A 26,262-nucleotide genomic window follows, 5' to 3' on the forward strand; every position below is an offset into this window, starting at 1 on the left:
CTAAAGGCGCAGGATCAGGAGTTTACTAGAACGAGGGGCATTGCGTATGGTTGAGAGTATCTAGGTATTTTTATATAATATTTTAACCAGCTAAACAATGCAGTAACACAGCTGTTGTAGCAGCCCCATTGTGCTTACAACTGGTAGCTTTGTTAGCAGAACACCTCGCTCCGGGCTGGCTGCGCTTTAGCTAACCCCAAGCGGAGCCCAGCGAACGTATGCCAACCGTTGCACTTGCCAACTGCGCTGGCTGCTATAGGTATGCTGCCTTCGCTGGTGGGCTTTTAGGAGCTGTTCGCTTCTCCCGATTACTTGGCTAATTATGCCTACTGCAGCCCCTCAGCCCAATGCCAATTTGCAAGCCAGTACGGCCGAACAAGCGCTGGCGCTCGGCTCCATGTTCGACACCATGCCGTGGGGCGTGCTGCAGTTTGCGGCCGATGGCACGCTGGCTCTGGTAAGCAAGGCGGCCGAAGCGCTCTGGGGTTTATCGCGCCCGAAGTTGATGGGCACGGTGCCTTGGCAAGCCTATCCCGAGGCACTGCCAGCCCAACTCTACCAAGCCCTGCAGTACGCGCTGCACCAACCCGGCACCCCCGAGTTGGCCGTGTTTTGGTTGCCCAATACACAGCGCTACATCAGCATGAGCAGCGCGCCTGCCTCCAATGGCGGCGTGTGGGTGTACTGGCAAGATGTAACTGAGCAGCAGCAGCAGGTGCAGCAGTACCAAGCCCTTGTCGAGAATACGCCCGACATCATTACGCGCTGGAACCAAGAGTTGCGGCTGGTATTCAGCAACCGGGCATTTCAGCAGAAAACGGGGGAGCCGCCCGCTTGGCTGCTAGGCAAAACCACCCACGAAATAAGTCAGCCCGAAACCGTAACCGGTCCGTGGGTGGCCAAGCTGCAGCGCGTGCTCGATACGGGCGAGCCGCAGGAGCACTACAGCTCGGTGACTACTGCCAACGGGGTAGCGCACTATTTCACGCGCATGGTGCCCGAGCTGCACAACGGCATTGTGCAAACGGTGCTGGCCATTACGCACGACATCACGGAGCTGCGCGAGCAGGCCTACTTCACCGAAAAACTTACCAACAGCACCCCCGATCTGCTGTACGTACTGGAGCTTACCGAGCCGCACGTTACCTACATCAACAGACGGGTAGAGGCCGTGCTGGGTAGTCCGCCCTCGGAGGTAACGGCCACCGGGGCCATGGTGCTGCGCAATGCCCTTCACCCCGACGACCTAGGCCGCCGCATGGCGCACATTGCTGCCTGCCGCGACTTAGCCGACGATGAAGTAAAAATCATTGACGTGCGCTTTCGCGTAGCCGATGGCTCGTACCGCTGGTTTCGGCTGCGCGACCGGGCCTTTATGCGCGGGCCCGACGGCCGCGTAACGCACACCATTGGCTCGGGGCAGGATATTGATGCCCAGCGTAAGGCCGAGCGCGAGCTGCAGGAAAGCAAGGCTTTTATCGAGGAAGTAACCAAGTCGACGCCCGATCTGATTACCATTCATGATGTGCCGAGCAACCGCGTGGTGTACGCCAACCATACCGACCCGTGGTACGGGCAACTCGCGTTGCCCTTGGTGCACAGCATGCCCGACTCTGAGCGCGTGCAGCTGCTCTTTCACCCCGACGACCACGTGCGGGCCAATGAGTTTATGCAACAGCGGCGGCAGCTAGCCGACGGCGACATCTTGGAAATTGAGGTGCGCAACCAATTCGGGAACACCGAATGGCAGTGGCTGCGCATCAGGAGCAAGGTGTTTCGGCGCAATGCTGCCGGGCAGCCCTTGCAAATCATTTCGTTTACCAGCAACATCACCGCCGCTAAGCAGGCGCAGCAGGCCCTGCAGCAAGCCCACGCGCAGCTTACCTGGGCCAGCTCTACCATTCGGCGCATGCTCGATGGCTCGCCGGCGGCCATTTGCCTGATGGAGGCCCGGCGCGATGCACACGGGCGGATCGTCGACTTTGTCTTCCGGGGAGTAAACCAGGCCGCCGAAGATCTAAACCAACGCACCGAGGCCGAACTGCTGGGCCACGGCTTGCTCGAGTTTTACCCCAACGTGCGGCAGGTGTTTTTCGACGATTACGTGCGCGTGGTAGAAACCGGTGAGCCTTTCCGGACGGAGCGGGGCTACACCGGCGAGCATTTCCGCAACCGGTGGTTTGATGTATCGGCCGTGAAAAACGAGGACGGCTTCATCATGACCTACCTCGATATATCCAGCCGCAAGCAAATTGAGCTGGCCCTGCAGCAAGCCAATACGCGCCTGCAGCAGTTAAGCGGGGCCGTGCTGCAAGCGCAGGAAGAGGAGCGCCAACGTATTGCCGAAAGCCTGCACAACGGCCTGGGGCAGGTGCTGTACGCCGCCAAGCTGCAGCTCGATCAGTTGCCCAGTGCGCAGGCGCTTTCCGATACTCCTCGGCAAGCTGCTGCCCGCCGCGAGGCCGACCGCTTGCTGGCCGAGGCCATCCGGCTCACGCGCAGCATTTCGCACGAGCTTACACCGCGCATTGTGGCCGAGCTCGGCCTGGAGGCTGCCCTGCAGGATATCTGCCGCAGCCTTAGCACAGGCATGCTGCACATGCAATGCCTGATACTGCTCGACGACGAATTGCCCTTAACCTTGCAAGTAGCCTTGTACCGCTTAGCGCAGGAATTGGCCCAGAACATTGTAAAGCACGCCGGCGCCACCCAGGCCACTCTGGAGGTAGCCACGCGCCCCGGTTGGGTGGTGATGCAAATTGAAGACAACGGCTGCGGCTTTGTGCCCGAAGAACCGACTACCGGCATTGGCCTCAAAACCCTGCGCGACCGGGTCGACCTGATTGGCGGAACCACGCACATCAGCACCTCGGCCCGGCAGGGCACGCGCATTCAGGTGCGCATACCGCTGCCGGCGGCCAATTAGGCGAGCTGGCCTAGGTCGAGCACCGCGCCGGGCTGCAGGGCATGAATGCGCACATCGGCTTCGGCTGATAAGTGCGCTTGCAGTTGCTCGGGCGTGCCTTTCAGGGCGGGGTAGGTGCCGTAGTGGAAAGGCACTACGTGGCGCACCTGCAGCAGGCGTGCAGCGCAGGCCGCCTCCAACGGGCCCATGGTGTACTGGTCGCCGATGGGCAGCAGCGCCACGGTGGGTTGGTACAGCTCGGCCAGCAGGCGCATGTCGCCAAACACGGCTGTGTCGCCGGCGGCGTACACCACCGCGCCATCAGAGAAACGCAGGATAAAACCTACGCCCTCGTGCGGGAAGCCGGCCGTGCCATCGGGCAAATCGATGTGGGCGCTGTGGAAAGCCAGCGTCATGGTGATGCGCACGCCTAGCACCTCAATTGAGCCGCCTTTGTTCATGGGCTCGAACTGCGCAGTGGGCACGCCTTGGCTGTAAAGGTAAAAGCGCACTTGCGGCTGGGCGATGCAGCGGGCACCGGTGCGGGCCAGCAGCTCGGCTAGATTCGCGTCGAAGTGGTCGTCGTGGCCGTGGGTGACCAGCACCAAGTCGGCCTGCTCGGGCTGCCACAGGTGCTCGGGCACGAATGGGTTGTTGGTAAACCACGGGTCGATGAGAATAACGCGGCCCTCAGGCGAGGTGAGGCGAAAGGCCGCGTGGCCCAGAAACTGCAGCTGCGTGCTGGCGTTTGGCATGTGGTGAGGTGCTGGTTGGGGCCGCAAAATAGCGGGTTGGCAGCCTGGGACAGCTAATGACTTGCTGCCCCACTGCCAACCTAGCCGATGGGTTTGCGTAGGCCTAGCCCAACCAATCGCACCGGGTACCAACCCCGAAGCCTTCCTTACGCTTACCGCATGCAATCAGCCCCCGCCACCCTGCGCGTTTATTTCGAAAATGCTTCGGGCCGCGTAGCCGAGCACCCCGAAGGTTTTGCGGTGGTTACCTGGTACAAAGGCACGCGGCAGCTCGACGACTTCAGGGCGGTGCTTAACCACCTCGACCGCCTGCTGCGCCTGCGCAACGGGAGCAAGCTGCTGGCCGATCAGCGGCTGATGACGCCCTTTACGCCCGCCGAGAGTAACTGGGTGGTAGAAGACTGGCTGCCCAGGGCCGTGGGCGAAGGGCCCTACCGCTACGCCGCCGTGCTGCTGCCGCTCGATGTGTTTGCTCGGCTTTCAACCAAAAACGTGCTGTCGGAGTCGCAGGAGAAGTTTCTGGCCTACCAGTTTTGTGCCGATGAGGCGGAAGCCGCGCAGTGGCTGCGGCAGCTACCGTAGCCAATCAGGCCATCGGCATGCTGCTGTTCCAAATGTCGCGGTGCAGCTTCCACTGACTGCCTTCGTGCTTCCAAACGGCCAGGTACTTGCCGCGGTCGACGAGTTGGTGCGCTTCGCCAAACAGCCGGTAAGTGCCTATTTCAATGGCCGTATCATCGTCGAGCTGCTCTACCTCCACGGGGTGCAGCGCCGCCTCCCGAATACCGCTTTGCATGGCGGCTTGCCAATAAGCAGCAATGTTCTCCTGGCCTACCACCGGCTCGTGGCCCGAGGGCAGCACCGTGCCGCTGGTGGTATAAAGCCGAGCCAGCCCAGGAGCATCGGCGCGCCCAAACGTGCGCTCAAAAGCCTGGTTGGCCTGCTGTATTTCGTCCATAATCGTTACCGACAGCGAATCCATAGGGCAGGAGATTAGGTGATGATCGACAAATACTTACCTGTCAGGATAAGGTATAGCATTCTTTCGATACTCCGCGCCCGCGCCGACTACATTCTTCCGGTAGGTTGGCTGCCCTAGGTGCCAACGCAAGCTGCTGCGCTGGGCACCTAGGGCAGCACCAGTGCTTTAGCGGCTCGCGCTAGCGTGGGCTTTGCCTGTTTGCAGCCGCACCCGGTACAGGTTGCTTTGCCCGTTCAGCACGTTGGCAGGGGCTCCTTCGGCGGCAGTGCGCATGCTGCCAAAATACAGCCACTGCCCATCGGCTGAGAGGGTAGGCGTAAAATCGAACTGGGCCGAGTTGAGCCCGCCGGGCAGGTGCACCGCAGCGCCCCAGCCGGTTTCGGTGCGGGGTGCGGCGTACAGGTCGCCGCCGCCCAGGCCGTTGCCACGGTCGCTCCAGAACAGCAGCCAGCGGCCGTCGCGGGTTACCTCAAAGTCACTTTCCGATGCTTTGGAGTTGAGCTCGGGCCCTAGGTTTTCGGGTGCCTCGAAGCGGCCTTGCACCAGGCGCGAGCGGTAGGCATCGAGGCCGCCGTGGCCGCTGCGCCGCGCCGAGCTAAAGTACAAGTAGCCCTCGTGGAAGGAGGGCCCCAGTTCCATGCCCTTGCCGTTAATGTCTGGCCCTAGGTGCTGCGGCGGGCCCCAGGTGCGGCCGTTCCAGGTTACCTGCCACAAGTCTAGGTCGCGGCGGGTGGAGTCGCGGCCCGCGGTGGGGCGGTCGGAGGCAAAGTACAGCGTGCGGCCATCGGGGCTGAAGGTGGGGTCGGAGTCGGCGTAGCGCCCATCGGTAAACGCTACCGGCTGCGGCGCCTGCCACTGCCCGCGCTCCATACGGCTGATGAAAATGTGTGCGTCCTGAAAATCGGGCTTGCTGCGCGCAAACACCAGCGTGCGGCCATCGGGCGTGAGGCTGGGGTTGTACTCGTTGGCTTCGGTAGAGAGCGTGCCCGGCCCCACCAGCTCGGCCGGTGCGGCAGTTAGTACACTAAAATCAGGCACGGGCGCAAGCCGTTGCGAAGTAGTTGCCGGGCGGGTGCAGCTCAGCCCAACCACACCAAGCAAACCCAGCGCAGCGGGCCGCAGCAGCAGCCGTTGGTAAGCAAATCGGAGCATAAGTCAGTAGCCAAAAGGTTGTGCGTTACTGACTAGGCACGGCTCAGGTAAGTTGCAAAAGCCAGCCCACATGATGATGTGAGAACCGCGTTTGCAGCGTGTTTGAGCGGTTTTGCTACCGGCACCTAGGGGCTACCGCGCTTGTTGCGCTCATCGAACGTCATGCTGAGCGCAGTCGAAGCATCTCTACCGCTTCGCTGAGTGGTAGAATACTACCGGAAGAGATGCTTCGATTGCGCTCAGCATGACGTGCTAAGCTTTTCAGACACAACTTAAATTAAGCCACGCCTGCAACATTAAGCCGTGTAAGCTGAGGCACCGCAACGGGTAGCTGGGTGCGGAGCAGCAGGGCCGCAATGGGCCCCGGCAGCTCGGCCAGGCGCAGCGGCTGGGCCGGGCGCGCTACCAGGTGGTACTGCGTATCGCGGTGCTCGTGCAGATTGGTTTTGTCGAACGAGTACAGGCCGCGGCGGGCGTAGCGTACAAAGCCTTCGGCGTTGCGGCCGCTCTGGGCAGCGTTGGCTTCGGGCTGCACCAGCGCGGCGGCTTCGGTTTCGGGCAACGTCAGGAAGTACTGGTGCAGCTGCAGTAAGTCCTCTTCCGAAGCGGCTACCGACTCGGGCAGCACGCCGCCGCCCGAGGCCACATGCACTACGTGGCCCTCGCTATCCACCGCAAACCAATCGATGTCGGCGTGTTCCTGGTTTAGTTCGTCGATGCGCATGGGGCAGCAGTGGTAAGCAATTGTACGGGCTGCAAAGGTACCGCCTGATGGCATCATTGGCTTGGCCAAAGTGGCTGCTTGTGCTGCGTGGCGCTTGTGGTACCTAGGCAACAAGGAGCCAAATGTGATTGATTTGCTTATACTTGCAGCAGGATAAGCCACTTTCTATTCCAATGGAAATCAACTGAGTTGAACCGCTGACTACGTGCCAGCGCGCAGGCCGCCCTCTGCAGGCGGCGCCTCTAGGTACTCTCATTGTCAAGGCGTTCGTCGGGCCCCCTTAGCTGGTTCAATAGTCAAACTCAGGTTTATGTAATCCATTCATCGGCGGCATTGCCGCGCAGGAGCAGCGCCCAACAACCCAGGCCCGACGAGCTCCTGCCTAGTGGCTTACCATTTCTAACTCAGCCCAATTCACAGCCGCGCAGCACGCTTAGCCGTGTGCGTTGCTGGCCCTGCCGTTTGCCTGCGAGGGCAAGCCGCACCTAGGGGCTTTGCGATTGGCTTTCGTTGGCCCCCGATGCGGGCGTTTGGCTGGTAAGCCAATCCTTTCAACTCTGCACTTCGCCTTAGGTCTAGCGCGTGCGCTACGGGGCGGGGGCTTGCCTTACTGCCGCGGTCGGGCCGGGCAGGGGCGTGCATTGTTCACCCCAAATCCGCATCAAGCCATGAGTATCGTTGCCAACGCGCTTGCCTATACCCACCCCGACCGCGAAATCCTGTTCCAGAACCTGCACTTCAGCGTGCCCAAGGGCGGCAAGGCCTCGGTGGTGGGGCACAATGGCGTGGGCAAATCCACGCTGCTGCAGGTAATTGCCGGGCGCATACCGCCCTCGGCTGGCGAGGTGGCGCTGCCCGAGCCGCCCTACTACGTGCCCCAGCACCTAGGCCAGTACGACAACCTCTCAGTAGCCGAAGCTCTTGGCGTGGCCGGCAAGCTGCAGGCCCTGCACGCCATCCTGGCCGGCGATGCTGCGCCCGAGCACTTCGCTGCCCTCAACGACGATTGGGACGTGGAGGAGCGCATTGGCGCTGCCATGCAGTTTTGGCAGCTGCAGCACCTAGGGCTCGGGCAGCCCTTGGGCAGCCTGAGCGGCGGCGAAAAAACCAAGGTGTTTTTGGCCGGAGCGCTGGTGCAGCAGCCCGGTGTTATTCTGCTCGACGAGCCTTCCAACCACCTCGATGCTGCCAGCCGCCGGCTGCTCTACGAGTTTATTGGGCGCAGCAAGGCCACAATGCTGGTCGTCAGCCACGACCGCGCCCTGCTCAACCTCGTGCAGCTTACCCTGGAGCTTACGCCCACCGCCGTGGAGGCCTACGGCGGCAACTACGATTTCTACCACGAGCAAAAGCAAACCAAAGTAGCCGCCCTGCAAGCTCAGCTCGATGAGAAGCAGAAAACCCTGCACCAGGCGCAGCACAAAGCCCGCGAGCTGGCCGAGCAACGGCAAAAGCTGGAGGTGCGCGGCAAAGCGCAAGGCCTGAAAAAAGGCTTGCCGCGTATTGTGCTCGGCAACCTCAAAAGCAAAGCCGAACAAAGCTCGGCGCAGCTGAAAGAGGCCCATCAGGAGAAAATTGGCGGCATCAGCCACGAGGTGCAACAGCTCCGCACCCAGCTGCAAGAGTACAAACCCTTGAAAATCGACCTAAGCCAGTCGGAGCTGCACCGCGGCAAAGTGTTGGTAGAGGCCGAGGCGGTAAACTTCGGCTACGGCGAGCAGCCGCTGTGGCCGGCGCCGCTCACGTTTCAGATGCGCTCGGGCAGCCGCGTGCGCATTGCCGGCCCCAACGGCGCGGGCAAAACCACCTTGCTCAAGCTGATGCTCGGCCAGTTGCAGCCCACCGCCGGGCGCATGCAGGTGGCCGGTTTCCGCTGGTTTTACATCGATCAGGATTACTCCATGCTCGATAACCAGCTCTCGGTGTTCGAGCAGATACAGCGCTACAACTCGCGCGGCCTGCTCGAGCACGAGCTGAAAACCGTGCTGCACTACCACCAGTTTCCGCGCGAGGTGTGGGAACGGAAGTGCGGCGGCCTGAGCGGCGGCGAGAAAATGAAGCTGCTGCTCTGCTGCCTCACGGCCAGCAACAACGCCCCCGATGTGCTCATTCTCGACGAACCCACCAACAACCTCGACCTGCGCAGCCAGCAAGTGCTAACCAACTCGGTTAAGGACTTTGGCGGCTCGGTGTTGCTGATTTCGCACGATCAATACTTCGTCGACGAAATAGGTGTGGATACCACCATTACCCTCGGCTGAGGTTGCTCCTAGGTGCGTAGCCACACTGCTGCCCCGCTTTTGCCGGGCTGGCGTAGCTTTGTGCGACCAACGCCCCAGCCATCATGTTCAACCCCGAGGTTCGCATCAAGCAAACCGAGTTACTCTCCGACGACTGGTACACGCTGCACAAGTACACCTTTGAGCTGCAGCAGCACGACGGCGACTGGTGCCACCAAAGCCGCGAGGTGTACGACCGCGGCAACGGCGCCGTAATCCTGCTCTACAACCTCGAGCGGCGCGCGGTGGTGCTCACGCGGCAGTTTCGGCTGCCCACCTACCTCAACGGCAACCCCACGGGCATGCTCATCGAGGCGCCCGCCGGCCTGCTCGACGACGACCACCCCGAAGACTGCGTACGCCGCGAAGCCGAAGAAGAAACCGGCTACCGCGTGCACCACGTGCAAAAGGTGTTCGAGGCTTACATGTCGCCGGGCTCGGTAACGGAAATCGTGTACTTCTTCGTGGCCGAGTACCTCGACGACCACCGCATGCACGCCGGTGGCGGCGTAGTGCACGAGCAGGAAAACATCGAGGTGCTGGAGCTGCCCTTTACCGAAGCTCTGCGCATGGTAGCTACCGGCGAAATCAAAGACGCCAAAACCATTATGCTGCTTCAATACGCCCAAATCCACGGCCTGGTGCAGCCCTAGGTCCCCAGTCGCCTAGGTGCGCCCACACACCCGGCAGAGGCGTTACCCACAGGACTCGTAACGGGATAACAACAATTTATACCGTCATGCTGAGCTTGTCGAAGCATCTCTATTGCTTCGTTGCGCGGTGTAGCGCGGACTTTAGTCCGCGTTTGCCAGAACGAGCGGCGCCGCAGTAGCGCGGACTCTGTAGTCCGCGTCCACAGATAGTAACTTCTGGTGCCTAGGTCGATTATCTGAGGAATGTATCTGGGGGCTGCGGACTGCAAAGTCCGCGCTACATCTCGTTTCGGCGCATTTGCGCTGGCTGCATCGTTCACGCAAACGCGGACTAAAGTCCGCGCTACACCGTTCTGTAGAGATACTTCGGCCGGGCTCAGCATGACGGGCTACATGTGCAGGCTGAACACGCCGAAGCTGACGAGGCAGTGCCTTACCAGCGTGTCAGCAAACCCACCTAGGCCAACCCAAATACCTGCTCAGGAAATCTGTACCACGCCCTCGATGTGCCGCATGGCCCACTGATCGAGCCTATACAGAATAGGAGCCAGCTCGGCGCCCTTGTGCGTGAGCTGGTAAGTAACCTCCGGCGGAAAGCCATTCTGCACGGTGCGCTCCACCAGCCCGGCGCTTTCGAGTTGGCGCAATTGTTCCAGCAACACCTTCTTCGATACCCGCGGGATTTCGCGCCACAGCTCCGTAAAGCGCATCGCCCCTGACGACAAGTGGAAGAAAATAATCGGCTTCCATTTGCCCGAAATCAGGTTGAGGGCCACTTTGGTGGCGCACTGCTCAACTTCGCGGTAGGTATGGCGCATACTGAGGGAAACCAAAAGGTAACTGGGTAACCAGCAGGTAAACTTCTTGAGGCGGCAGGGCAGGGGGCGCAACCTTTGCCCAGGTCGGGTGTTGGCCGCTAGTGCCGCGCCGCCAAGGTAGTACTCAACCTGCTTACCCCTATGCAAGTTCAACTCATTCGCCATGCCACGCTGCTGGTAAAAGCAGCCGGCAAAACCCTGCTCGTCGACCCCATGCTGGCCCCACGCGGCCACGACGAGCCCGTGCCCATGTCGGCCAACCAGGTGCGCATTCCGCTGGTCGATCTGCCATTCCCAGCCGCCGAGCTGCCCCAGCTGCTGGCCTTGGTAGATGCCGTGCTGCTCACCCACACCCACCGCGACCATTGGGACAGCGTAGCCCAGGAGCTGCTCGCCAAGCACCTGCCCATCCTGTGCCAACCCGCCGATGCCGAAACCCTGCGCGGCCAAGGCTTTACGCAAGTACTGCCCGTTGAGGCGCAGCTCGATTGGGAGGGTATCCGCATTTACCGCACGGGCGGCCAGCATGGCACCGGCGAAATAGGGCAGATGATGGGCACCGTATCGGGCTTTGTGCTGGAGGCCGAGCAGCAGCGCCTCTACATTGCCGGCGACACCATCTGGTGCGAGGAAGTAACCCAAGCCCTCGACCAATGCCGCCCCAACTACATTGTGCTGAACGCCGGCGGTGCGCAGTTCCTGAAGGGCGACCCGATTGTGATGACCGCGGCTGAAGTAGCGCAGGTAGCCCGCTACGCCCCGCAAGCTACCGTGTACGCCGTGCACTTGGAAACCGTAAACCACAGCACCGAAGACCGCGCTACCACTAAGGCTTACCTGGTGCAACAGGGCCTAGGTTCGCAAGTTCACGTGCCGGCTGATGGCGAGTGGCTGCCGTTCACATCGCTGCGAACAGAGGAGCAGCTGAGTTAACAGAAGGAAGTAAACAAACCGGCCAGTTGAAGTAGCGGGCTAGGTTGTATGAGCAGACTGTTCTATTGCGAGGCGCAGGCCCGAATGCCAGCACAAGCTACAAGCTCGCGCGGAACGGGGCTATCTAGTATTTAAAGAATAAGCGGTTTTATTTCGCAATAAGGTTGGTATACTTTAATTGAATAAACTAGCTTTTTATGTCTTTTGGGTATTCCTATGAATTGATATATCCTATTGTTTCTGCTGTCTAAAAATGTAGTAAAATCTCTAAAACTGTGTTCTGATGGGTGAATTACTTTGTGTATATGCATCCAGTTTTTTCTTTGCATAATAGAGCAACTATCCTCAGGCTCATCTTCATTTCTATAAACAGACCTGAGCATGCCATTGAGATCTGTGCTGTCGCTGTCATGTATGCTACGGCAGCGTAGTAAGCTGAGGAAAATTTCTTCTAAAACCATTCCAGTTGTTCCTGTAGTATCGTTAAGGCCGAGCCCCTCAATACTGTTTTTAAGCTCTTTCTCAAACGTGTAATTGGATCTTAAAAGATTTGGCAAATGCTGAAATTGCCAATAATCTCTGAACGGATTGGGGAGTAAAGGCACATGGGCCGTTTGACCTTGAGCGTTGATGATCGTAATGACTTGATGTATCCTATTATCTGAGTCAGATGCTTCTCTAAGTTGGATAGTTACGTTTCTGTCATTAGAAATACTCCGAATAAATTTATAGTTGTTACCTGATTTAGTGGTTTGTCGCGGGAGCTGTGGAAATCTACTTAGAAGCTCTTTAAAGCTTTCTCCTTTCTGCTGGTTAAAGCATCCTGTACAACCAACAAGAAAGAAAAGAGCATACACGACTTTCATTAGGATGTTGAAATGTAAGTGGGGCCTGCGTTTGAGAGTTATTTCAAACATAGGCCCCACTTATTGTATGTGAATTACTAGTTTACCTTTCGACCTGCTCCTGCAGCTTCCCCAAAATCTCCTGCGCCGCCACGGCAATGACGGTACCGGGCCCATAAATACCCGTCACACCAGCGTCGTAGAGGAACTGGTAGTCCTGGGCGGGGATGACGCCGCCGGCAATGACGAGGATGTCTTCGCGGCCGAGCTTGGCTAGTTCGCCGATAAGCTGCGGAATAAGGGTTTTGTGGCCGGCTGCCAACGACGACACGCCTACCACGTGCACGTCGTTTTCGGCAGCTTGGCGGGCTACTTCGTCGGGCGTCTGGAACAAGGGGGCAATGTCCACGTCGAAGCCTACGTCGGCGAAGGAGGTGGCAATTACCTTGGCGCCGCGGTCGTGGCCGTCCTGGCCCATTTTGGCCACCATCATGCGGGGGCGGCGGCCTTCTTTCTGGCTGAACTCGTCGGCCAGCTGGCGAGCCTTGGCAAATTCCTGGTCGTAGTCCATTTCGGCAGAGTACACACCTGACACGGTGCGGATGGTGGCCTGGTGACGACCGTACACCTTTTCGAGCGCGTCGGAAATTTCTCCTAGGGTAGCGCGCAGGCGGGCGGCCTCCACGGCCAGCTCCAGCAGGTTTTGCTGGCCCGAGCGCGCGGCATCGGTCAGGGCCTCGAGGGCGCGCTGCACAGCGGGCGTGTCGCGCTCCGAGCGGATGCGGTTGAGGCGAGCAATCTGCGAGTCGCGCACGGCGGCGTTGTCGATGTCGAGAATCTCGATATCGGTTTTCTCCTCCACGCGGTACTTGTTCACGCCCACAATCACCTCCTTGCCCGAGTCGATGCGCGCCTGCTTGCGGGCGGCAGCCTCCTCGATGCGCAGCTTGGGCAGGCCCGTCTCAATGGCCTTGGCCATGCCACCTAGGGCTTCTACCTCCTGAATGAGGGCCCAGGCTTTGTCGGCCAGCTCGTGCGTGAGCGTTTCTACGTAGTACGAGCCGCCCCACGGGTCAACTACCTTCGTGATGTCGGTTTCGTGCTGCAGGTACAGCTGGGTGTTGCGCGCAATACGGGCCGAGAAATCGGTGGGCAGGGCAATGGCCTCGTCGAGGGCATTGGTGTGCAGGCTTTGCGTGCCACCTAGGGCGGCGGCCAGCGCCTCCACGCAAGTGCGCGTTACGTTGTTGAAGGGGTCTTGCTCGGTGAGCGAGTAGCCCGAGGTTTGGCAGTGCGTGCGCAAGGCCAACGACTTCGGGTTTTCGGCCCCAAACTGCTTGATGAGCTTGGCCCACAGCAAGCGCCCGGCGCGCATCTTGGCAATTTCCATGAAGTGGTTCATGCCGATGGCCCAGAAGAAGGAGAGGCGCGGCGCAAACTGGTCGATGGTCATGCCCGCTTTCAGGCCGGCGCGCACGTACTCCACGCCGTCGGCCAGGGTGTAGGCCAACTCCAGGTCGGCGGTGGCGCCGGCTTCCTGCATGTGGTAGCCCGAGATGCTGATGGAGTTGAAGCGCGGCATCTTCTGCGAGGTGTAAGCGAAGATGTCGGCAATGATGCGCATCGACGGCTCGGGCGGGTAGATGTAGGTGTTGCGCACCATGAACTCCTTCAGAATATCGTTCTGAATGGTGCCCGACAGCTTCTCCGGCGCTACGCCCTGCTCTTCGGCCGCCACAATATAGAAGGCCATAACCGGCAGCACCGCCCCATTCATGGTCATCGACACCGACATCTGATCCAGGGGAATCTGGTCGAAGAGGATTTTCATGTCCTCCACCGAGTCGATGGCCACGCCAGCCTTGCCCACGTCGCCCACCACGCGCGGGTGGTCGGAGTCGTAGCCGCGGTGCGTCGCCAGGTCAAACGCTACCGAAAGGCCCTTCTGCCCGCCAGCGAGGTTGCGGCGGTAAAAGGCATTCGATTCTTCGGCCGTCGAGAAGCCCGCGTACTGCCGAATGGTCCAGGGGTTCTGCACGTACATGGTGCTGTACGGCCCGCGCAGGTAGGGCGCCTGGCCGGCGCCAAACCCTAGGTGGTCGAGCGAGGCTACGTCGTTGGCAGTATAAAACGCCTTCAGCTCGATGCCCTCCGGGGTAGTGGAGGTTTTGGAGGAAGCCGGGTTGGCAGGCAGCGGGGCTGCGTTGTAAGGTATATGAGCGAAATCGGGTTTCATCAGAGCGGGGCGGGAAGCAGAGTTCAACCAAGGAAAGCTGGGGACGAAAGATACCAGCTTTAGGTTGAAGCCAACCTTCGGATACCAGTAACGAAATAGGCTACCGCCGAGCTAACTTTGGCAATTGGCATCTATATCAATTGCTAAGAGTTTGCTTGCATGAGTTCATCGTTACACGTATTGGTTAAGTCTCTGTTGGTTGCAGGGATTGTATTTGGTAGTGTAGCTTCTGCGTGGGCCCAATCGGGGCCGCAGGCTGGTTATGTGGTGCCTGTGGCTGGCGACACCATCAAGGGCATCATCGACCTAGGGCGCGACCAGCGCAACGCCCAGCTTTGCTACTTCCGGCCAGGCAAAGGTGCCGAAGAAGTTATCTATAATCCGCGGCAATTGAAGGCATATGGCACCTCCGACATACAGTTTGAAAGCCACAGCCTGCCCAAGGCAGTTGCTGCCGAGGATACCTTAAGCCGCGCCTTTCTGGAGAATGTAGTGCGCGGGCCGTTATCGTTGTATTACATGCACAACGGGGAACAAGAGCGTTACTTCGTGGCGGGATACCGCCCGGGCGAGCTTACCGAGCTGCGCATCCGTACGCAGCAAATCAACCGCGGAGCGCAGTCGTTTTTGGCCGTTGAGCGCGGCTACCGCGATACGTTGGCTAATGCCGTAAAAACATGTCCGAAAGCCAGCAAGCAAGTACCCAATCTGGCATTCCGGATGAAGGATATCGAGCGCGTGGTGCGGGCTTACAATAGCTGTGCAAACCCAAATGACGGTGCGGCCGGGCAGTTGTCGGCAAAGCGCCGGAGCCACCTTGCCGTAGCACCCATGGTAGCAGTAGGGGTTGCAAACCGGCTAACTATGGGCAACGGCAAAGCAAACGAGCCCTACAACGATACCTACCAGGGCAACACCTATTTGGCAGGCGGCATAAGCTTACTGTATGTGCCTGGCTTGCGCGGATCAGGCTTTAGCGTGCAAACCGGGTTGATGTACGAACGCAATCGGCGCTTCGCAAAGGAGTATTCCTACGGCTCGGTCACGGTTGCTGCTAGCGCGTTAGCCGTCGATTATGTACAGTTGCCACTCTTTGCCCGGTACAGTTTCGGGCATGGCCTGGTTCGGCCATACGCAGAAGCCGGTGGGGCACTGCGCGTGGTTACCAAGCTTCGCGAAGACAGTTACGGCAACATCTACAGCAGCGGCCGCCTGCTGGGTGGGCACAATTGGGGCGGTGCTAGCTTGGGTGCCGGTGCCGGCCTAAGCATTGGCCGCTCCGAAGGACGCCAAGTGCAGCTGGGTGTTCGTGCTGAGCAGGGCGGGGGCCCTTCGCCTTACCTAGCAGGCTCGATACTGGAGAGCATTACGGTGCATGCTTCTTTCCCGCTCAACAAGTAATTACCGGGGCAGGGGCGCTGTTTAGCGCCCCTGCAGCCTGGCTAGCACATCCTCAGTGGTGTGGCCGTGCACGGTAAACTCCCGAAACCCGAAATGCTTCACGGCGTCCTGCATAGTAGCCAGGTCGGCGGTAAGCAGTAGCGGCGCTTCCAGTTCCAACTCGGGTGCGTTTTCCTCGTCGAGCTTCATGATGAACTGCGCAAACTCGCGGAACTGCGGTTCGTTGGCGTACATGAGCGTAGCGGCATCGGGCGAGGAGAACAGCACCGACAGCGTGCCTACAGGGGGCAAATCGTTGGAGCTGGGGCGCTCATCGGGCGGCAGCAGGTTGGTGTACAAGTCGTGCACGAACTGGATGGTATCGGGCCCGAGCAGCACCACCGCCGCCGATTTCTTTTGCAGCTCCTTGCGCACAAAGTGCATGGCCGTGGCCAGGCGCAGTACCTCCGAGGGGTAAGCTGCCCGCGTGGTATCGAAGTGGCGGCTCCGGAGCAGTTTCTTGGGGTCGAAGTCGAACTGCTCGTTGGGGTTCTGGAAGCGGTTGGTGCCCACAATTACCTGCTCGCCGGTGGCAATGCGGTGGAATTTGTCGAGCGCCAGCTTGCGAATGTCCTCCATGATACGGCCCCGGCTCTGCAGGAAGCCGCCCTTGGCTTCGGTTTCCTGGAACATTGCCCATGCCTCCTGCGCCAGCTGGTCGGTAAGCGTCTCGATAAAGTACGAGCCGGCCGCGGGGTCGGCTACACGGTCGAGGTGAGCTTCCTCACGCAGAATGATGGGTACGTTGCGGGCAATGCGCGCCGAAAAATCGTTGGGTGCAGCGTACAGGCTGTCGTGGGGCGTTACCGAAATCGAATCGGCCCCGCCCAGCACCGCGCTCATGGCCTCGGTGGTTACGCGCAGCAGGTTGGTGTAGGGGTCGAGGGTCGTCTGCGTCCACGACGACGTGGCGGCGTGAATACGCAGGGCGGCCGCTACCTCGGTGGGCAAGCCGTAGGCGTGCAGCAGCGTAGCCCACAAGCGGCGCAGGGCGCGCAGCTTGGCTATTTCCATAAAGTAGCTGGGGCCAATGCTCACGTGCACGTGCATGGCCGAGGCCACCGTAGCCGCATCTACGTCGAGGTCGTCCGAAATAAAGTTTTCGAGGTACGCCACCGCCAAACCCAGGATGCAGGCCAGCTCTTGCGTAGCCGATGCACCGCGGTTGTTGAAGAAGCTGCCGTTGAGGGCTAGGGTATAGAAGTTGGGGAGGTGCCGGGTGAGTAGGGCACAGCGGCGCAGGCCGTGCACCTGCATGGCGTAGTCGTCGGGCAAGCTAAAGGCGCCGGGAGCATACCGCAAAAAGCCCTGGAGTTGGGTCCCGCCCGTAGCTTCGAGCAAGCGCGTGGTAAACTCTTCGGGCTGGCGGCACACCGTAAAGCCTAGGTAGGCGGTGCTCAGCGGCAGGTTAGCAGCCAAGTAGCCCACGTCAAAACGCTCGGGTGCGTCGAGGTCGAAATGAATGCCGTCGGCGCCGCTTTGCAAGGCTTTGGCCGCAAAGTCAACGGCGGCGTGGCCGTCGTCGGTGGTGGCGACGCGCAGGGTGGGCACGTTGCGCCAGGCATTGGGAGCCGTGTTGTGGGTGTGGCGCACCTGCGGCGTGGGCTGCTGACCTAGGGCAGCCAAGGCTTCGCGATGATAAAAGGGTTCGATAACCAAGCCATCGGGCGTATGCCATTGCAGGCTGGCTGGATCGGCACCTTTCAGGTCGCGCCGGATGCGCTCCTGCCAGGCCTCGGTGCTAAGCGAATCGAACTCAGTGAATGTAACGGGCGCAGAACGGGGCGTATCGGACATAAAAAGCGGGGAAACTAGCAGTGGGCAACGCGGGCCAGCTTTAGCGGCGGAAAGATACCGGGTTTGGTGGCAAAAAAGCGGCTGCCATTGGCCATGTGCCCAAACCCAGCACTTTCTGCCAAAAGCATCGCACCTAATACGGGGCGTTGGCGTTGGGGTGGCGCCCGTAGCCGTGGCTTGCTTATTGTACCTTTGCTGTTATGACTGCACTCCTGAATCGGAGCCTGGGGTTGTTGTTGGCCGCTGTGGTAGCCCTGCCGGCTTGCCAGCGCGCTGCTTATCAGCCCCAAGCCCAACTGCCGGCCACCACGGCCGTTACCGTAACGGCCGCCCAAGCCGCCGACCCCAAGGTAGAAGCCGTTGTGGCGCCTTACCGCCAAAAAGTGAAAGAGCAGATGGACGAGGTAATTGGCACCGCGCCCACCGCCATCCGCAAAAACAACGGCGAGTCGCCGCTGGCCAACTTCACGGCCGACATCCTGCGCGAGCGTGCTGGCACGGCCCTGGGCCAACCCATCGACCTAGGCGTGATGACCAACGGCGGCCTGCGCGCCGAGCTGCCCGCCGGCAATATCACCGTGGGCTCGGTATTCGAGCTGATGCCGTTTGAAAACGAGCTGGTGGTGCTGGATGCGCCCGGCCCTGTGGTGCAGCAGATGTTCGACTACGCCGCCCGCGTGAAAATGGCGCTGGCCGGGGCCACCTACACCGCCACTACCGATGGCAAGCCCACCGACATCCGCATCGGCGGCAAACCCTTCGATGCCTCGCGCACTTACACCATTGCCATTTCCGACTACCTCGCCGGCGGTGGCGACCAACTCACGTTTTTCAAGCCGATCAAGCCGCGCACGACCGGTGTATTGGTGCGCTCGGCCATCAACGACCACATTCGCCAGCTTACCAAAGCCGGCAAACCCGTAGAGGCCAAAGTTGAAGGCCGGGTAAAAGTGCTGCAATAACAAGCCCGCTCCGGTGCCGGGCGGAGGTTTGCTACATGCAGCCGCCCCCGTGCGCCAAGCACTTGTTTGTTGCTCCTCGATAACTGAACATCAGAACATGAATCGTCGCGACTTTATCAAATCTTCGGCATGGGGGGTGGCAGGCCTAGGTCTGCTGGGCCCGGGCCTCATCAGCTCGGCCGAGGCAGCCGGCGGCCAGGTGCGCCTCACCATTCTGCACACCAACGACATGCACTCGCGCATCGACCCGTTTCCGGTGGGTAGCGCGCAGTTTGCCGACCAAGGCGGTATGGCTCGCCGCGCCGCGTTGGTAGCCAACATCCGCAAGGAGCAGCCCAACGTGCTGTTGCTCGATGCCGGCGACATTTGGCAGGGCACGCCTTACTTCAATTTTTTTGGCGGCGAGGTGGAGTATAAGCTGATGAGCCAAATGGGCTACGACGCGGCCACCCTAGGTAATCACGACTTCGACAACGGCCTGCAGGGCCTGGAGAAGCAGCTGCCCAACGCGCAGTTTCCGTTTATCAATGCCAACTACGACTTCTCGCAAACCCCGCTCAAGGGCCGCTTTCAGCCGTACAAGGTGTTCGAGAAGCAGGGCGTGCGCATTGGCGTGTTTGGCGTAGGCATTGAGCTGGCCGGCTTGGTGGGCGACCGTAACTTCGGCAACACCAAGTACCTCGACCCAATTGCCGTGGCCAAGGAGCAAGTGCAGCACCTGCGCGGCCCCGAAAAGTGCGACCTGGTCATCTGCCTGTCGCACCTGGGCTATAAGTATGACAGCGCCAAAGTCGACGACCACAAGCTAGCCGCGGCCGTGCCGGGCATCGACCTGATCCTAGGTGGGCACACGCATACTTTCCTCGATACCCCCACCGTTGTGGAGGGCGGGCAAGGCCAACGCACGCTCATCAACCAAGTGGGTTGGTCGGGCATCAAGCTCGGGCGTATCGACTACGTCTTCGACCGCAAAACGCGTACGGCAGGCGTGGCAGCAGCCGGAGCGCTGAGTATCAACGCTTCAGCTATCGGTTAGCGCGAAAGCGTTTGGCAGCCTCCCGATTTTTCCACAATTTTGTCTCCCTTTCGCCGAAACCGGGCCTGCGGGCCTGGTTCTCGGTCTACTTAGTCTCCACCTCTCCGCACATCGCTTGCGCCGCCTAACTGATGCAGAAGGATTGCCGTACCGTATGGGCCAATTGCCTGCGCGTCATCCGGAGCAGTGTCGGAGAGCAGAGCTTCCGTACGTGGTTTGAACCCATCGTACCGGTAGGCCTGCAGAAGAACCTGCTCATTATACAGGTTCCGAGTCAGTTCTTTTACGAATGGCTGGAGGAGCACTACGTTGATGTGCTCAAGAAAGCCATTGTGCAGGAGCTCGGCTCCGAAGGCCAGCTTGAGTACTCCATTGTAGTAGACCAAGGCAACGAGCAAGCACGCCCCCGTACCGTAAACCTGCCTGCCACCCGTGGCGGAGCGCCTCATCGGCCGCCCACGCACACGCCCATGGCAGCCCAGGTACGGCCCATGGCCCCGCAACAACCTAACGGCGCCGCACAACCCGCACAGCAAAACTTTGCCGGTGCCAACAGTGCTGCTTACCCCAAGCGCCAGACGCCGCCGGCCGCTGCTGCAGCCGTAGCTGCCGCGGCCGTAGCACCGCCACCGCTGCGCAACCCCTTCGAGGTGCGCGCCGTGTCGGACCGCAGCTACCTGGATTCGCAGCTGAATCAGAACTACACGTTCACGAACTACATCGAGGGTTCGTGCAACCGTTTGGCCCGTTCAGCTGGCTGGGCCGTGGCCAACAAGCCCGGCACTACCTCCTTCAACCCGCTAATGATTTACGGCGGAGTGGGCCTAGGTAAAACGCACCTGGTGCAGGCCATTGGCAACCACATCAAGGAGCACTCCGGCAACAAGTTCGTGCTGTACGTGTCGGCCGAAAAGTTTACCAACCAGTTTATCGAAAGCCTGAAAACCAACTCGGTACAGGATTTCGGCAACTTCTACCTGCTGGTTGATATCCTGATTCTGGACGACGTGCAGTTCCTGGCCGGCAAAGACCGCACCCAGGAAATGTTCTTCCACATCTTCAACCACCTGCACCAGGCCGGAAAACAGGTTATTATGACCTCCGACGTGCCGCCGCGCGAGCTGAAAGGGTTTGAAGAGCGTTTGTTGTCGCGCTTTAAGTGGGGCCTCACCGCCGACCTGCAAAGCCCCGATTTCGAAACACGCGTGGCCATCATCATGAACAAGATGCAGGCCGACGGCATCGACATCCCGCCGCAGGTGGTGGAGTACCTCGCGTACTCCGTCGAGACGAACGTGCGCGAGCTGGAAGGCGTGCTGATTTCGCTCATTGCGCAGTCGAGCCTCACGCGCCGCGAAATTGACCTGGAAATGGCCAAGCAGGCTCTGCGCCACATTATTGAGGACGTAGAGGCGGAGGTAAACCTCGACTTTATCCAGAAAACCGTAGCCGAGCACTTCGGCATTGCTGTTGACTTGCTGAAGGCCAAAACCCGCAAAAAAGAGGTAGTTACCGCACGCCAGGTAGCTATGTACTTCGCCAAGGAGCACACCAACCATTCGCTCAAGAGCATTGGTTACCACTTCGGCGGCCGCGACCACAGCACCGTTATTCACTCGGTGCAAACCGTATCGGACCTGATTGATTCGGACAAAACGTTCCGCACCACCATTCAGGAGCTGCGCAAGAAGTTCACGGGCAAGTAACCTGTAACGCGGTGTAGCGCGGGCTTGGCTACGCCTTCCTTTGGTTCAGCCCGCGTTTGCCAGAACATATTCGTCTGAGCAGTTACGCGCGGTACCAATCGTTCACGCAAACGCGGGCTGAAGCCCGACATAGAAAAAGCCCGCATTGCTGCGGGCTTTTTACGTTTTAGAGCACCTAGGGCTTACAAATCGGAAGCCGAACGCTCGCGCAGCTCCAAACCATTGCGCTGGGCAAAGTTGCTGAGCATGCCGCGCAGGTTTTGCCGGCGCATGCGGCCGCGCACCTGGCGCAGGTTGAGCGAGTAGCTGGTGCCATCGTGCAGGCGGAGCAGCAATTGGTTGGGCTCTAGGTCGAGTGCGCGCATTTCTTTGGCGGCAAAGGGCTGCTTGGGGGCAAACAGGCCGGGCTTGTGCACCAAATAATCGGGCGTGATTTCGAGGTAGGTTTGGGTGCCGAAGAGGGGCAGGTTCTGCACCGAGATGTAGAGCAGAAACACCACCGCCAGACCTAGGAACATCCAATCGAGGTAGCGCAATACGCCGGGCGTACGATTAGGGTCGCCGAGGATGGACAGCAGGGGGTAAGCCACAGCTACCAAGCCGAACACAAACTGCCCGAAAAACGGTACGCGAGAGGTGTTGGCCGGCTGCAGACCAATGCGAGTATATGATGACGGCATAGGCAGGGGAGAGATTCAGCCGGCAAAACTAATACAAAACCGCCGGGTGCGGACTTAAGCACCCGGGGCGGCAACACGGTGGGGTGCTGCCCCGGGTGGCTGTTTACTGCAGCTTGGCTTCCAAAGTCATTTCGGGTACGGCCGATAACAGCTGCGAAATGGGGCAGTTTTGCTTGGCGTCTTCGGCATAACGCTGGAAATCCTCGGCGCTGAGGTTGGGTACCTGGCCGGAGGTGCTTACGGCAATCTTCACCACCTTCGGCGACATATTGCCCGGATCGAGCGTCACCTTCGACTCGGTGCTCACCTGCGTGGGCGAGTAGCCTTCGCGGGTAAGCAGGCTCACCAGGTACATGGTGTAGCAAGCGGCGTGGGCGGCCCCAATCAGTTCCTCGGGGTTGGTGCCTTTCTGGCCTTCGAACCGGGTGCCTACCGAATAAGGCGCTTTTACTACGCCGCTCTGGGTAGTGATTTCGCCACTGCCTTTGATGTCGCCGTTCCAGACGGCCGTACCGCGTTGGTTGATCATGGTGTTTGGATTATAAGGGGTGAGAGGATGTGCTAATTTAGAGTAGCATACCACCAGCATATGGCAGATGTTTGGTGAACTTTACCTGCCCCAGTATCACCTATTCGTATATGCCTCAGGCAAACATCCCTTTCGCAACTCCACTTAGCTTTTTTCGGAGCTTGGTTATTGGTCTAGGCTGGCTAGGTGGTATGTTCTGGTTGATTGATGCATTAGCAAACTACTTCTCAGTTGAGACGACCAGTAGCTCTCTGCGTCTCTATTTTAATTTGGCAATGGTAGGGCTTGGCTGGTTATGGCCGCTAGCTGTTGGTTTGCAGCTTAAGGCCTCATCTATGCTACGAGTTTTACTCGGTGGGTTGAGCATAGTGCTGCTGTTCCCGTCCGTATTGTTCTTTGGACTTGTTTGGGTTATCGACCGCGCAGATTGGAATAACGAGCAGGTGTTATTTGTCAAGAGGCATGAGCCGAGCACTCAGGTTGTGGTGCAATCAAGGAATGCTCAGTTTGCCACTCTAAGCACGAGCTACCGTACCGTACAGCTAACGCCGATGCTAGACCTATGGCAGCGCATTGAACCCGTAGATACGGCCACTTTCGACACAACGGGCTGGCAGCGCGTACCGCAATAGCCGCTACATTTACCGCCCCGCCTTTTCCTCAAGTTCTTCCGCATGGGCCTGAAGTCCTTCCTGAGCCGCCCGCTCGCCGCCTACACCGTTAGTCAGTACCAGAAATGGGCGCACCAGCCCGAGGTGGCCCAGCAGCGCATTTTGCAGAACCTGCTGCAGCAAGGCACCGCCACGGCCTTCGGCCACGACCACGGCCTGGCCGATGTGCGCTCGGTGCGGGACTTTCAGCGCCAAGTGCCGGTGCGCGACTACGAGGCCCTAGGTGCGTACTTCAACCGGGTGAAGGAAGGGAAGCGGGACGTGCTCTGGCCGGGCAAGCCGCTGTACCTGGCTAAAACATCGGGCACCACCTCCGGGACCAAGTACATCCCCATCAGCCAGGACAGCATTGGCAACCACATCAACGGCGCCAAGGATGCCTTGCTGCACTACGTGCACCGCACGGGCAAGCCGCAGTTTCTAGATGGCAAGCTCATCTTTCTCTCAGGTTCGCCCGAGCTGGAAGAGGTAGGCGGCATCCCGACGGGGCGTTTGTCGGGCATCAGCAACCACCACGTGCCGGCTTACCTGCGCCGCAACCAGCTGCCGAGCTACGCCACCAACTGCATCGAGGATTGGGAGCAGAAGCTCGACCGCATCGTGGACGAAACCCTAGGTCAGCCGATGACGCTGATTTCGGGCATACCGCCGTGGGTGCAGATGTACTTCGACCGGCTTACTGCCCGCACGGGCAAGCTGGTGGGCGAGGTGTTTCCGGCGTTTCAGCTGTTCGTGTACGGCGGCGTCAACTTCGAGCCGTACCGCCGCAAGCTGCTCGAGAGCATCGGCCGCTCGGTAGATACGCTGGAGCTTTTTCCGGCATCGGAGGGCTTCTTTGCTTTTCAGGACGAGCCCGGCAACCCCGGCATGCTGCTGCTTGCCAACGCGGGCATTTACTTCGAGTTTATTCCGGCCGAGCGTTTCTTCGAGCCCAACCCGCCGCGCCTGACGCTGGCCGAGGTAGAGCTGGATAAGAACTACGCCTTGGTGGTAAGCTCCAACGCCGGCCTGTGGGGCTACTCCGTGGGCGACACCGTGCGCTTTACCAGCCTGCGCCCGCACCGCGTGGTGGTATCGGGCCGCATCAAGCACTTCTTGTCGGCCTTCGGCGAGCACGTAATTGGCGAGGAAGTGGAGCAGACCTTGCGCGAGGCGCTGCAGCAGTTCGCGGAGGTAGAAGTGACGGAGTTTACCGTGGCTCCGCGCGTGAGTGAAAACAAAGCCGAGCTCTCGCGCCACGAGTGGCTGGTGGAGTTTGCCCGCCCGCCCCACGACCTAGGTGCCTTCGCCGCAGCACTGGACGCAGGCCTGCGCCGCCGTAACGTGTACTACGACGACTTGCTGGCGGGCAACATCCTTGCGCCGCTGCTGCTGACGCCGCTGCCGGCTGGCGCTTTTCAGCGCTACATGAAAAGCCAAGGCAAACTAGGCGGGCAAAACAAAGTGCCTAGGTTGAGCAACGACCGGAAGCTGGCCGAGGGGCTGATGCGCAACTAAGGCCTGTATTACGATACAAAGAGGTAAATGCAGCAAGGTAAAATAAGAGTAGCAGCCACTATCGATAATGATGGTGACTGCAGGTTATTCCTTAAAGTATCTAAGTTGGATGTTAAAGCCGAATGCGCTTTTTGGGGGCATCCGGACCAATTCAAGGACTATGCTGATGCGCTGAAAAGCTTTCCTCGGAGTTTAAGCGATTGTGTGGTAACCGAACTAGGCGAAGAGCAACGAGGTTCCTGCCAACCTTACCTCTTACTCAAGGCCAGTTGCTATGATGACATGGGGCACACGGTGTTGCAGGTAATCACAAATAATAACCTACCGTTACCCTACGCTCAGCGGCTAGAGTTTTGCATTGAAGCCGAAGCAGCGTCGCTCAATCAATTGGGGGTTCTGCTTGCCCATTGGGACATTGAGCAGACACCGGAGGTAGTCTGGGAAGCACGAATCAGCTGAGACTGCTAGCCTTTCATGTGCAGATTCAGCATCTCTACCGCAGCTTGCGCCGTTGCTCCTCGATGCGGGCGTAAGTCTTGTTAAAAAAGCGGTTGCGCTCTTTCTCCGACACCTGGCTGATAAGCGTTGATTTCTCCGTCTGAACGCGCATCCACTGTTTCACCTCGGCGCAGAAGGAGGCATCGGTGGTGTGCAGGTAATCCATGCCGTTGTAGCTTACCAGCACGCGGTCGTGGCCCTCGGCGGCGGTGTGAATGGTGTTGTCGAGCAGCAGGATTTCGTTGAAGTAAAGCTGATAGGGGGCCACCTCTAGGTTGTTGCGCAGGGTACGGCCCGTTAGGGCTTGCCGCTGAATATGCTGCACCAACGCCTCCAGCGCATCGAGCAAACGGGGAATGTCGGCGGGCTGCTCATACAGGCCGGCGTCGAGGTAGTACTCGATTTGCCGCAGGGTGCTGTTTACCGTTTCGTCGTTCCAGATTTCGACGGTGGGCATGCGCAGGTACTGCTCGGCGGCGGCGGCTCCGGCGGCTATTACGTCGTCGGGGATGTGCTGGGCGGCGTAGCGTAGGTTGCTGAAAGTCGCTACGGTTTTGATGGTTTTCAGCCAGAAAAACACCTTAAACCGAGCCAGCTCCGGAAACAGAAAGTGGTAAATGGCCGGAATATCCTTGGCGGCGTAGCTGATGTGCGCGTTGGCCGCGGCCGCTTGGCCAAAGTAGCTGGCCGTGTAGCGCAGATAGTCGCCAATGCCGCCGGGTTGGGCGTTGATGCTCATGCGCTGAAACGTAACCGACTCGCGCGGGCTGGCGAGCAAATCGGTAAGCGGCAGCTGAAAGTGCTGGGCCAGGCGAGTGGCTTCGTCGAGCGACAAAGCGGTTTCGCCGCGCAGGCGGCGGTAGGCGCTATCGGTGCTCAGCTGCAGCACATCGGCTACCTCATCAACCAGCGACAAATGCGCGGGTAAGTGCCCCCGCAGGCGGGCGAAAAACGCCGCTTGGGCGGGCAGCGCAGGAGCAGACTTAACGGATAACGCCATAAAACGCGAGCAGCAGGCCTAGGTAATACTTGCGAAAATTGAGTAAGCAGGCTGCCGAAGTTGCAAAAAACACTTGTTGCTGCAAATCCGGCCGGCGCTGGGGTGGGGTTTTGCGCTTTCTGCAACCGGCAGGTTTGGAGAGCCCTTGAAGGCCGTTGGGCAGT

22 protein-coding genes are annotated in these 26,262 nt (G+C 59.7%); 11 read left to right on the top strand and 11 right to left on the bottom strand.

Annotated elements, in window-relative coordinates:
- Positions 1-322 precede the first annotated feature (322 nt).
- Positions 323-2,926, top strand: a complete 2,604-nt coding sequence (locus tag ASU33_RS19310) for a sensor histidine kinase (RefSeq protein ID WP_059072431.1) — start codon at positions 323-325, stop codon at positions 2,924-2,926.
- Here ASU33_RS19310 and ASU33_RS19315 read toward each other — a convergent pair.
- Positions 2,923-3,660, bottom strand: coding sequence for a metal-dependent hydrolase (locus ASU33_RS19315; RefSeq protein ID WP_059072432.1), 738 nt, complete (start codon positions 3,658-3,660; stop codon positions 2,923-2,925). The genes ASU33_RS19310 and ASU33_RS19315 overlap by 4 nt on opposite strands.
- A 159-nt stretch (positions 3,661-3,819) precedes the next feature.
- Between ASU33_RS19315 and ASU33_RS19320 the strand changes: the two genes are divergently transcribed.
- Positions 3,820-4,242, top strand: coding sequence for a hypothetical protein (locus ASU33_RS19320; protein WP_059072433.1), 423 nt, complete (start codon positions 3,820-3,822; stop codon positions 4,240-4,242).
- A gap of 4 nt (positions 4,243-4,246) precedes the next feature.
- On the opposite strand, the gene ASU33_RS19325 is transcribed toward ASU33_RS19320, so the two are convergent.
- The 3 genes from ASU33_RS19325 to ASU33_RS19335 all read right to left on the bottom strand — a co-directional run bounded on the left by ASU33_RS19325 (position 4,247) and on the right by ASU33_RS19335 (position 6,518).
- Entirely contained in the window at positions 4,247-4,642 is a 396-nt protein-coding gene (locus ASU33_RS19325; protein ID WP_059072434.1) for a YybH family protein, read from the bottom strand.
- 165 nt (positions 4,643-4,807) lie between these two features.
- Positions 4,808-5,794, bottom strand: coding sequence for a TolB-like translocation protein (locus ASU33_RS19330; RefSeq protein WP_059072435.1), 987 nt, complete (start codon positions 5,792-5,794; stop codon positions 4,808-4,810).
- A gap of 277 nt (positions 5,795-6,071) precedes the next feature.
- A complete protein-coding gene (locus ASU33_RS19335; RefSeq protein ID WP_059072436.1) occupies positions 6,072-6,518 on the bottom strand; it encodes a hypothetical protein in 447 nt (148 codons plus the stop codon).
- A gap of 668 nt (positions 6,519-7,186) precedes the next feature.
- On the opposite strand from ASU33_RS19335, the gene ASU33_RS19340 reads away from it, so the two are divergent.
- Together ASU33_RS19340 and nudK are read left to right on the top strand one after the other, a co-directional pair.
- Positions 7,187-8,779, top strand: a complete 1,593-nt coding sequence (locus ASU33_RS19340; protein WP_059072437.1) for an ABC-F family ATP-binding cassette domain-containing protein — start codon at positions 7,187-7,189, stop codon at positions 8,777-8,779.
- 83 nt (positions 8,780-8,862) lie between these two features.
- Positions 8,863-9,450, top strand: a complete 588-nt coding sequence (gene nudK / locus ASU33_RS19345) for a GDP-mannose pyrophosphatase NudK (RefSeq protein WP_059072438.1) — start codon at positions 8,863-8,865, stop codon at positions 9,448-9,450.
- Positions 9,451-9,929: 479 nt separating this feature from the next.
- Here the strand turns inward: nudK and ASU33_RS19350 are convergent, their stop codons facing one another.
- Positions 9,930-10,268 (bottom strand): winged helix-turn-helix transcriptional regulator, encoded by a 339-nt coding sequence (locus ASU33_RS19350; RefSeq protein WP_059072439.1) that lies wholly within the window; start codon positions 10,266-10,268, stop codon positions 9,930-9,932.
- Positions 10,269-10,409: 141 nt separating this feature from the next.
- Between ASU33_RS19350 and ASU33_RS19355 the strand changes: the two genes are divergently transcribed.
- Positions 10,410-11,201 carry an MBL fold metallo-hydrolase gene (locus ASU33_RS19355; protein ID WP_059072440.1) on the top strand — a complete coding sequence of 264 codons (792 nt, stop codon included), beginning with the start codon at positions 10,410-10,412 and terminating at the stop codon, positions 11,199-11,201.
- Positions 11,202-11,332: 131 nt separating this feature from the next.
- Here ASU33_RS19355 and ASU33_RS21355 read toward each other — a convergent pair whose 3' ends face one another.
- On the bottom strand, positions 11,333-12,067 hold the full coding sequence (locus ASU33_RS21355; protein WP_149867313.1) for a hypothetical protein: 735 nt from the start codon (positions 12,065-12,067) through the stop codon (positions 11,333-11,335).
- 82 nt (positions 12,068-12,149) lie between these two features.
- On the bottom strand, positions 12,150-14,282 hold the full coding sequence (gene scpA / locus ASU33_RS19360) for a methylmalonyl-CoA mutase (RefSeq protein WP_059072441.1): 2,133 nt from the start codon (positions 14,280-14,282) through the stop codon (positions 12,150-12,152).
- A gap of 159 nt (positions 14,283-14,441) precedes the next feature.
- On the opposite strand from scpA, the gene ASU33_RS19365 reads away from it, so the two are divergent.
- Positions 14,442-15,683: an outer membrane beta-barrel protein gene (locus tag ASU33_RS19365; RefSeq protein ID WP_149867314.1), complete on the top strand. Its 1,242-nt coding sequence runs from the start codon at positions 14,442-14,444 to the stop codon at positions 15,681-15,683.
- A 21-nt stretch (positions 15,684-15,704) separates the two neighbouring features.
- On the opposite strand, the gene ASU33_RS19370 is transcribed toward ASU33_RS19365, so the two are convergent.
- Positions 15,705-17,519, bottom strand: a complete 1,815-nt coding sequence (locus ASU33_RS19370; RefSeq protein ID WP_059072443.1) for a methylmalonyl-CoA mutase family protein — start codon at positions 17,517-17,519, stop codon at positions 15,705-15,707.
- A 200-nt stretch (positions 17,520-17,719) separates the two neighbouring features.
- Here ASU33_RS19370 and ASU33_RS19375 point away from each other — a divergent pair, with 200 nt between their 5' ends.
- The 3 genes from ASU33_RS19375 (at position 17,720) to dnaA (ending at position 21,223) form a co-directional block, all read left to right on the top strand.
- Positions 17,720-18,481, top strand: a complete 762-nt coding sequence (locus tag ASU33_RS19375) for a 5'-nucleotidase C-terminal domain-containing protein (protein WP_286130678.1) — start codon at positions 17,720-17,722, stop codon at positions 18,479-18,481.
- Between the two features lie 97 nt (positions 18,482-18,578).
- Positions 18,579-19,517 carry a bifunctional metallophosphatase/5'-nucleotidase gene (locus ASU33_RS19380; protein WP_059072444.1) on the top strand — a complete coding sequence of 313 codons (939 nt, stop codon included), beginning with the start codon at positions 18,579-18,581 and terminating at the stop codon, positions 19,515-19,517.
- Positions 19,518-19,648: 131 nt separating this feature from the next.
- Positions 19,649-21,223 (top strand): chromosomal replication initiator protein DnaA, encoded by a 1,575-nt coding sequence (gene dnaA, locus ASU33_RS19385; RefSeq protein ID WP_059072445.1) that lies wholly within the window; start codon positions 19,649-19,651, stop codon positions 21,221-21,223.
- A 182-nt stretch (positions 21,224-21,405) separates the two neighbouring features.
- On the opposite strand, the gene ASU33_RS19390 is transcribed toward dnaA, so the two are convergent.
- Both ASU33_RS19390 and ASU33_RS19395 read right to left on the bottom strand, forming a co-directional pair.
- The gene (locus ASU33_RS19390; protein WP_059072446.1) at positions 21,406-21,903 is read right to left on the bottom strand and encodes a hypothetical protein; all 498 of its coding nucleotides are present in this window, start codon (positions 21,901-21,903) and stop codon (positions 21,406-21,408) included.
- A gap of 103 nt (positions 21,904-22,006) precedes the next feature.
- Complete coding sequence (locus ASU33_RS19395; protein ID WP_059072447.1) at positions 22,007-22,432, bottom strand: OsmC family peroxiredoxin; 426 nt, start codon at positions 22,430-22,432, stop codon at positions 22,007-22,009.
- A gap of 110 nt (positions 22,433-22,542) precedes the next feature.
- On the opposite strand from ASU33_RS19395, the gene ASU33_RS19400 reads away from it, so the two are divergent.
- Together ASU33_RS19400 and ASU33_RS19405 are read left to right on the top strand one after the other, a co-directional pair.
- The gene (locus tag ASU33_RS19400; protein WP_059072448.1) at positions 22,543-23,064 is read left to right on the top strand and encodes a hypothetical protein; all 522 of its coding nucleotides are present in this window, start codon (positions 22,543-22,545) and stop codon (positions 23,062-23,064) included.
- Positions 23,065-23,106: 42 nt separating this feature from the next.
- Positions 23,107-24,600 (top strand): GH3 family acyl-acid amido synthetase, encoded by a 1,494-nt coding sequence (locus tag ASU33_RS19405; RefSeq protein WP_059072449.1) that lies wholly within the window; start codon positions 23,107-23,109, stop codon positions 24,598-24,600.
- A 493-nt stretch (positions 24,601-25,093) separates the two neighbouring features.
- Here ASU33_RS19405 and ASU33_RS19415 read toward each other — a convergent pair whose 3' ends face one another.
- Positions 25,094-26,098, bottom strand: a complete 1,005-nt coding sequence (locus ASU33_RS19415) for a helix-turn-helix domain-containing protein (protein ID WP_078063267.1) — start codon at positions 26,096-26,098, stop codon at positions 25,094-25,096.
- Between the last annotated feature and the right edge of the window lie 164 nt (positions 26,099-26,262).

This window comes from Solirubrum puertoriconensis (assembly GCF_001483135.1).
GTDB classification, from domain to species: domain Bacteria; phylum Bacteroidota; class Bacteroidia; order Cytophagales; family Hymenobacteraceae; genus Solirubrum; species Solirubrum puertoriconensis.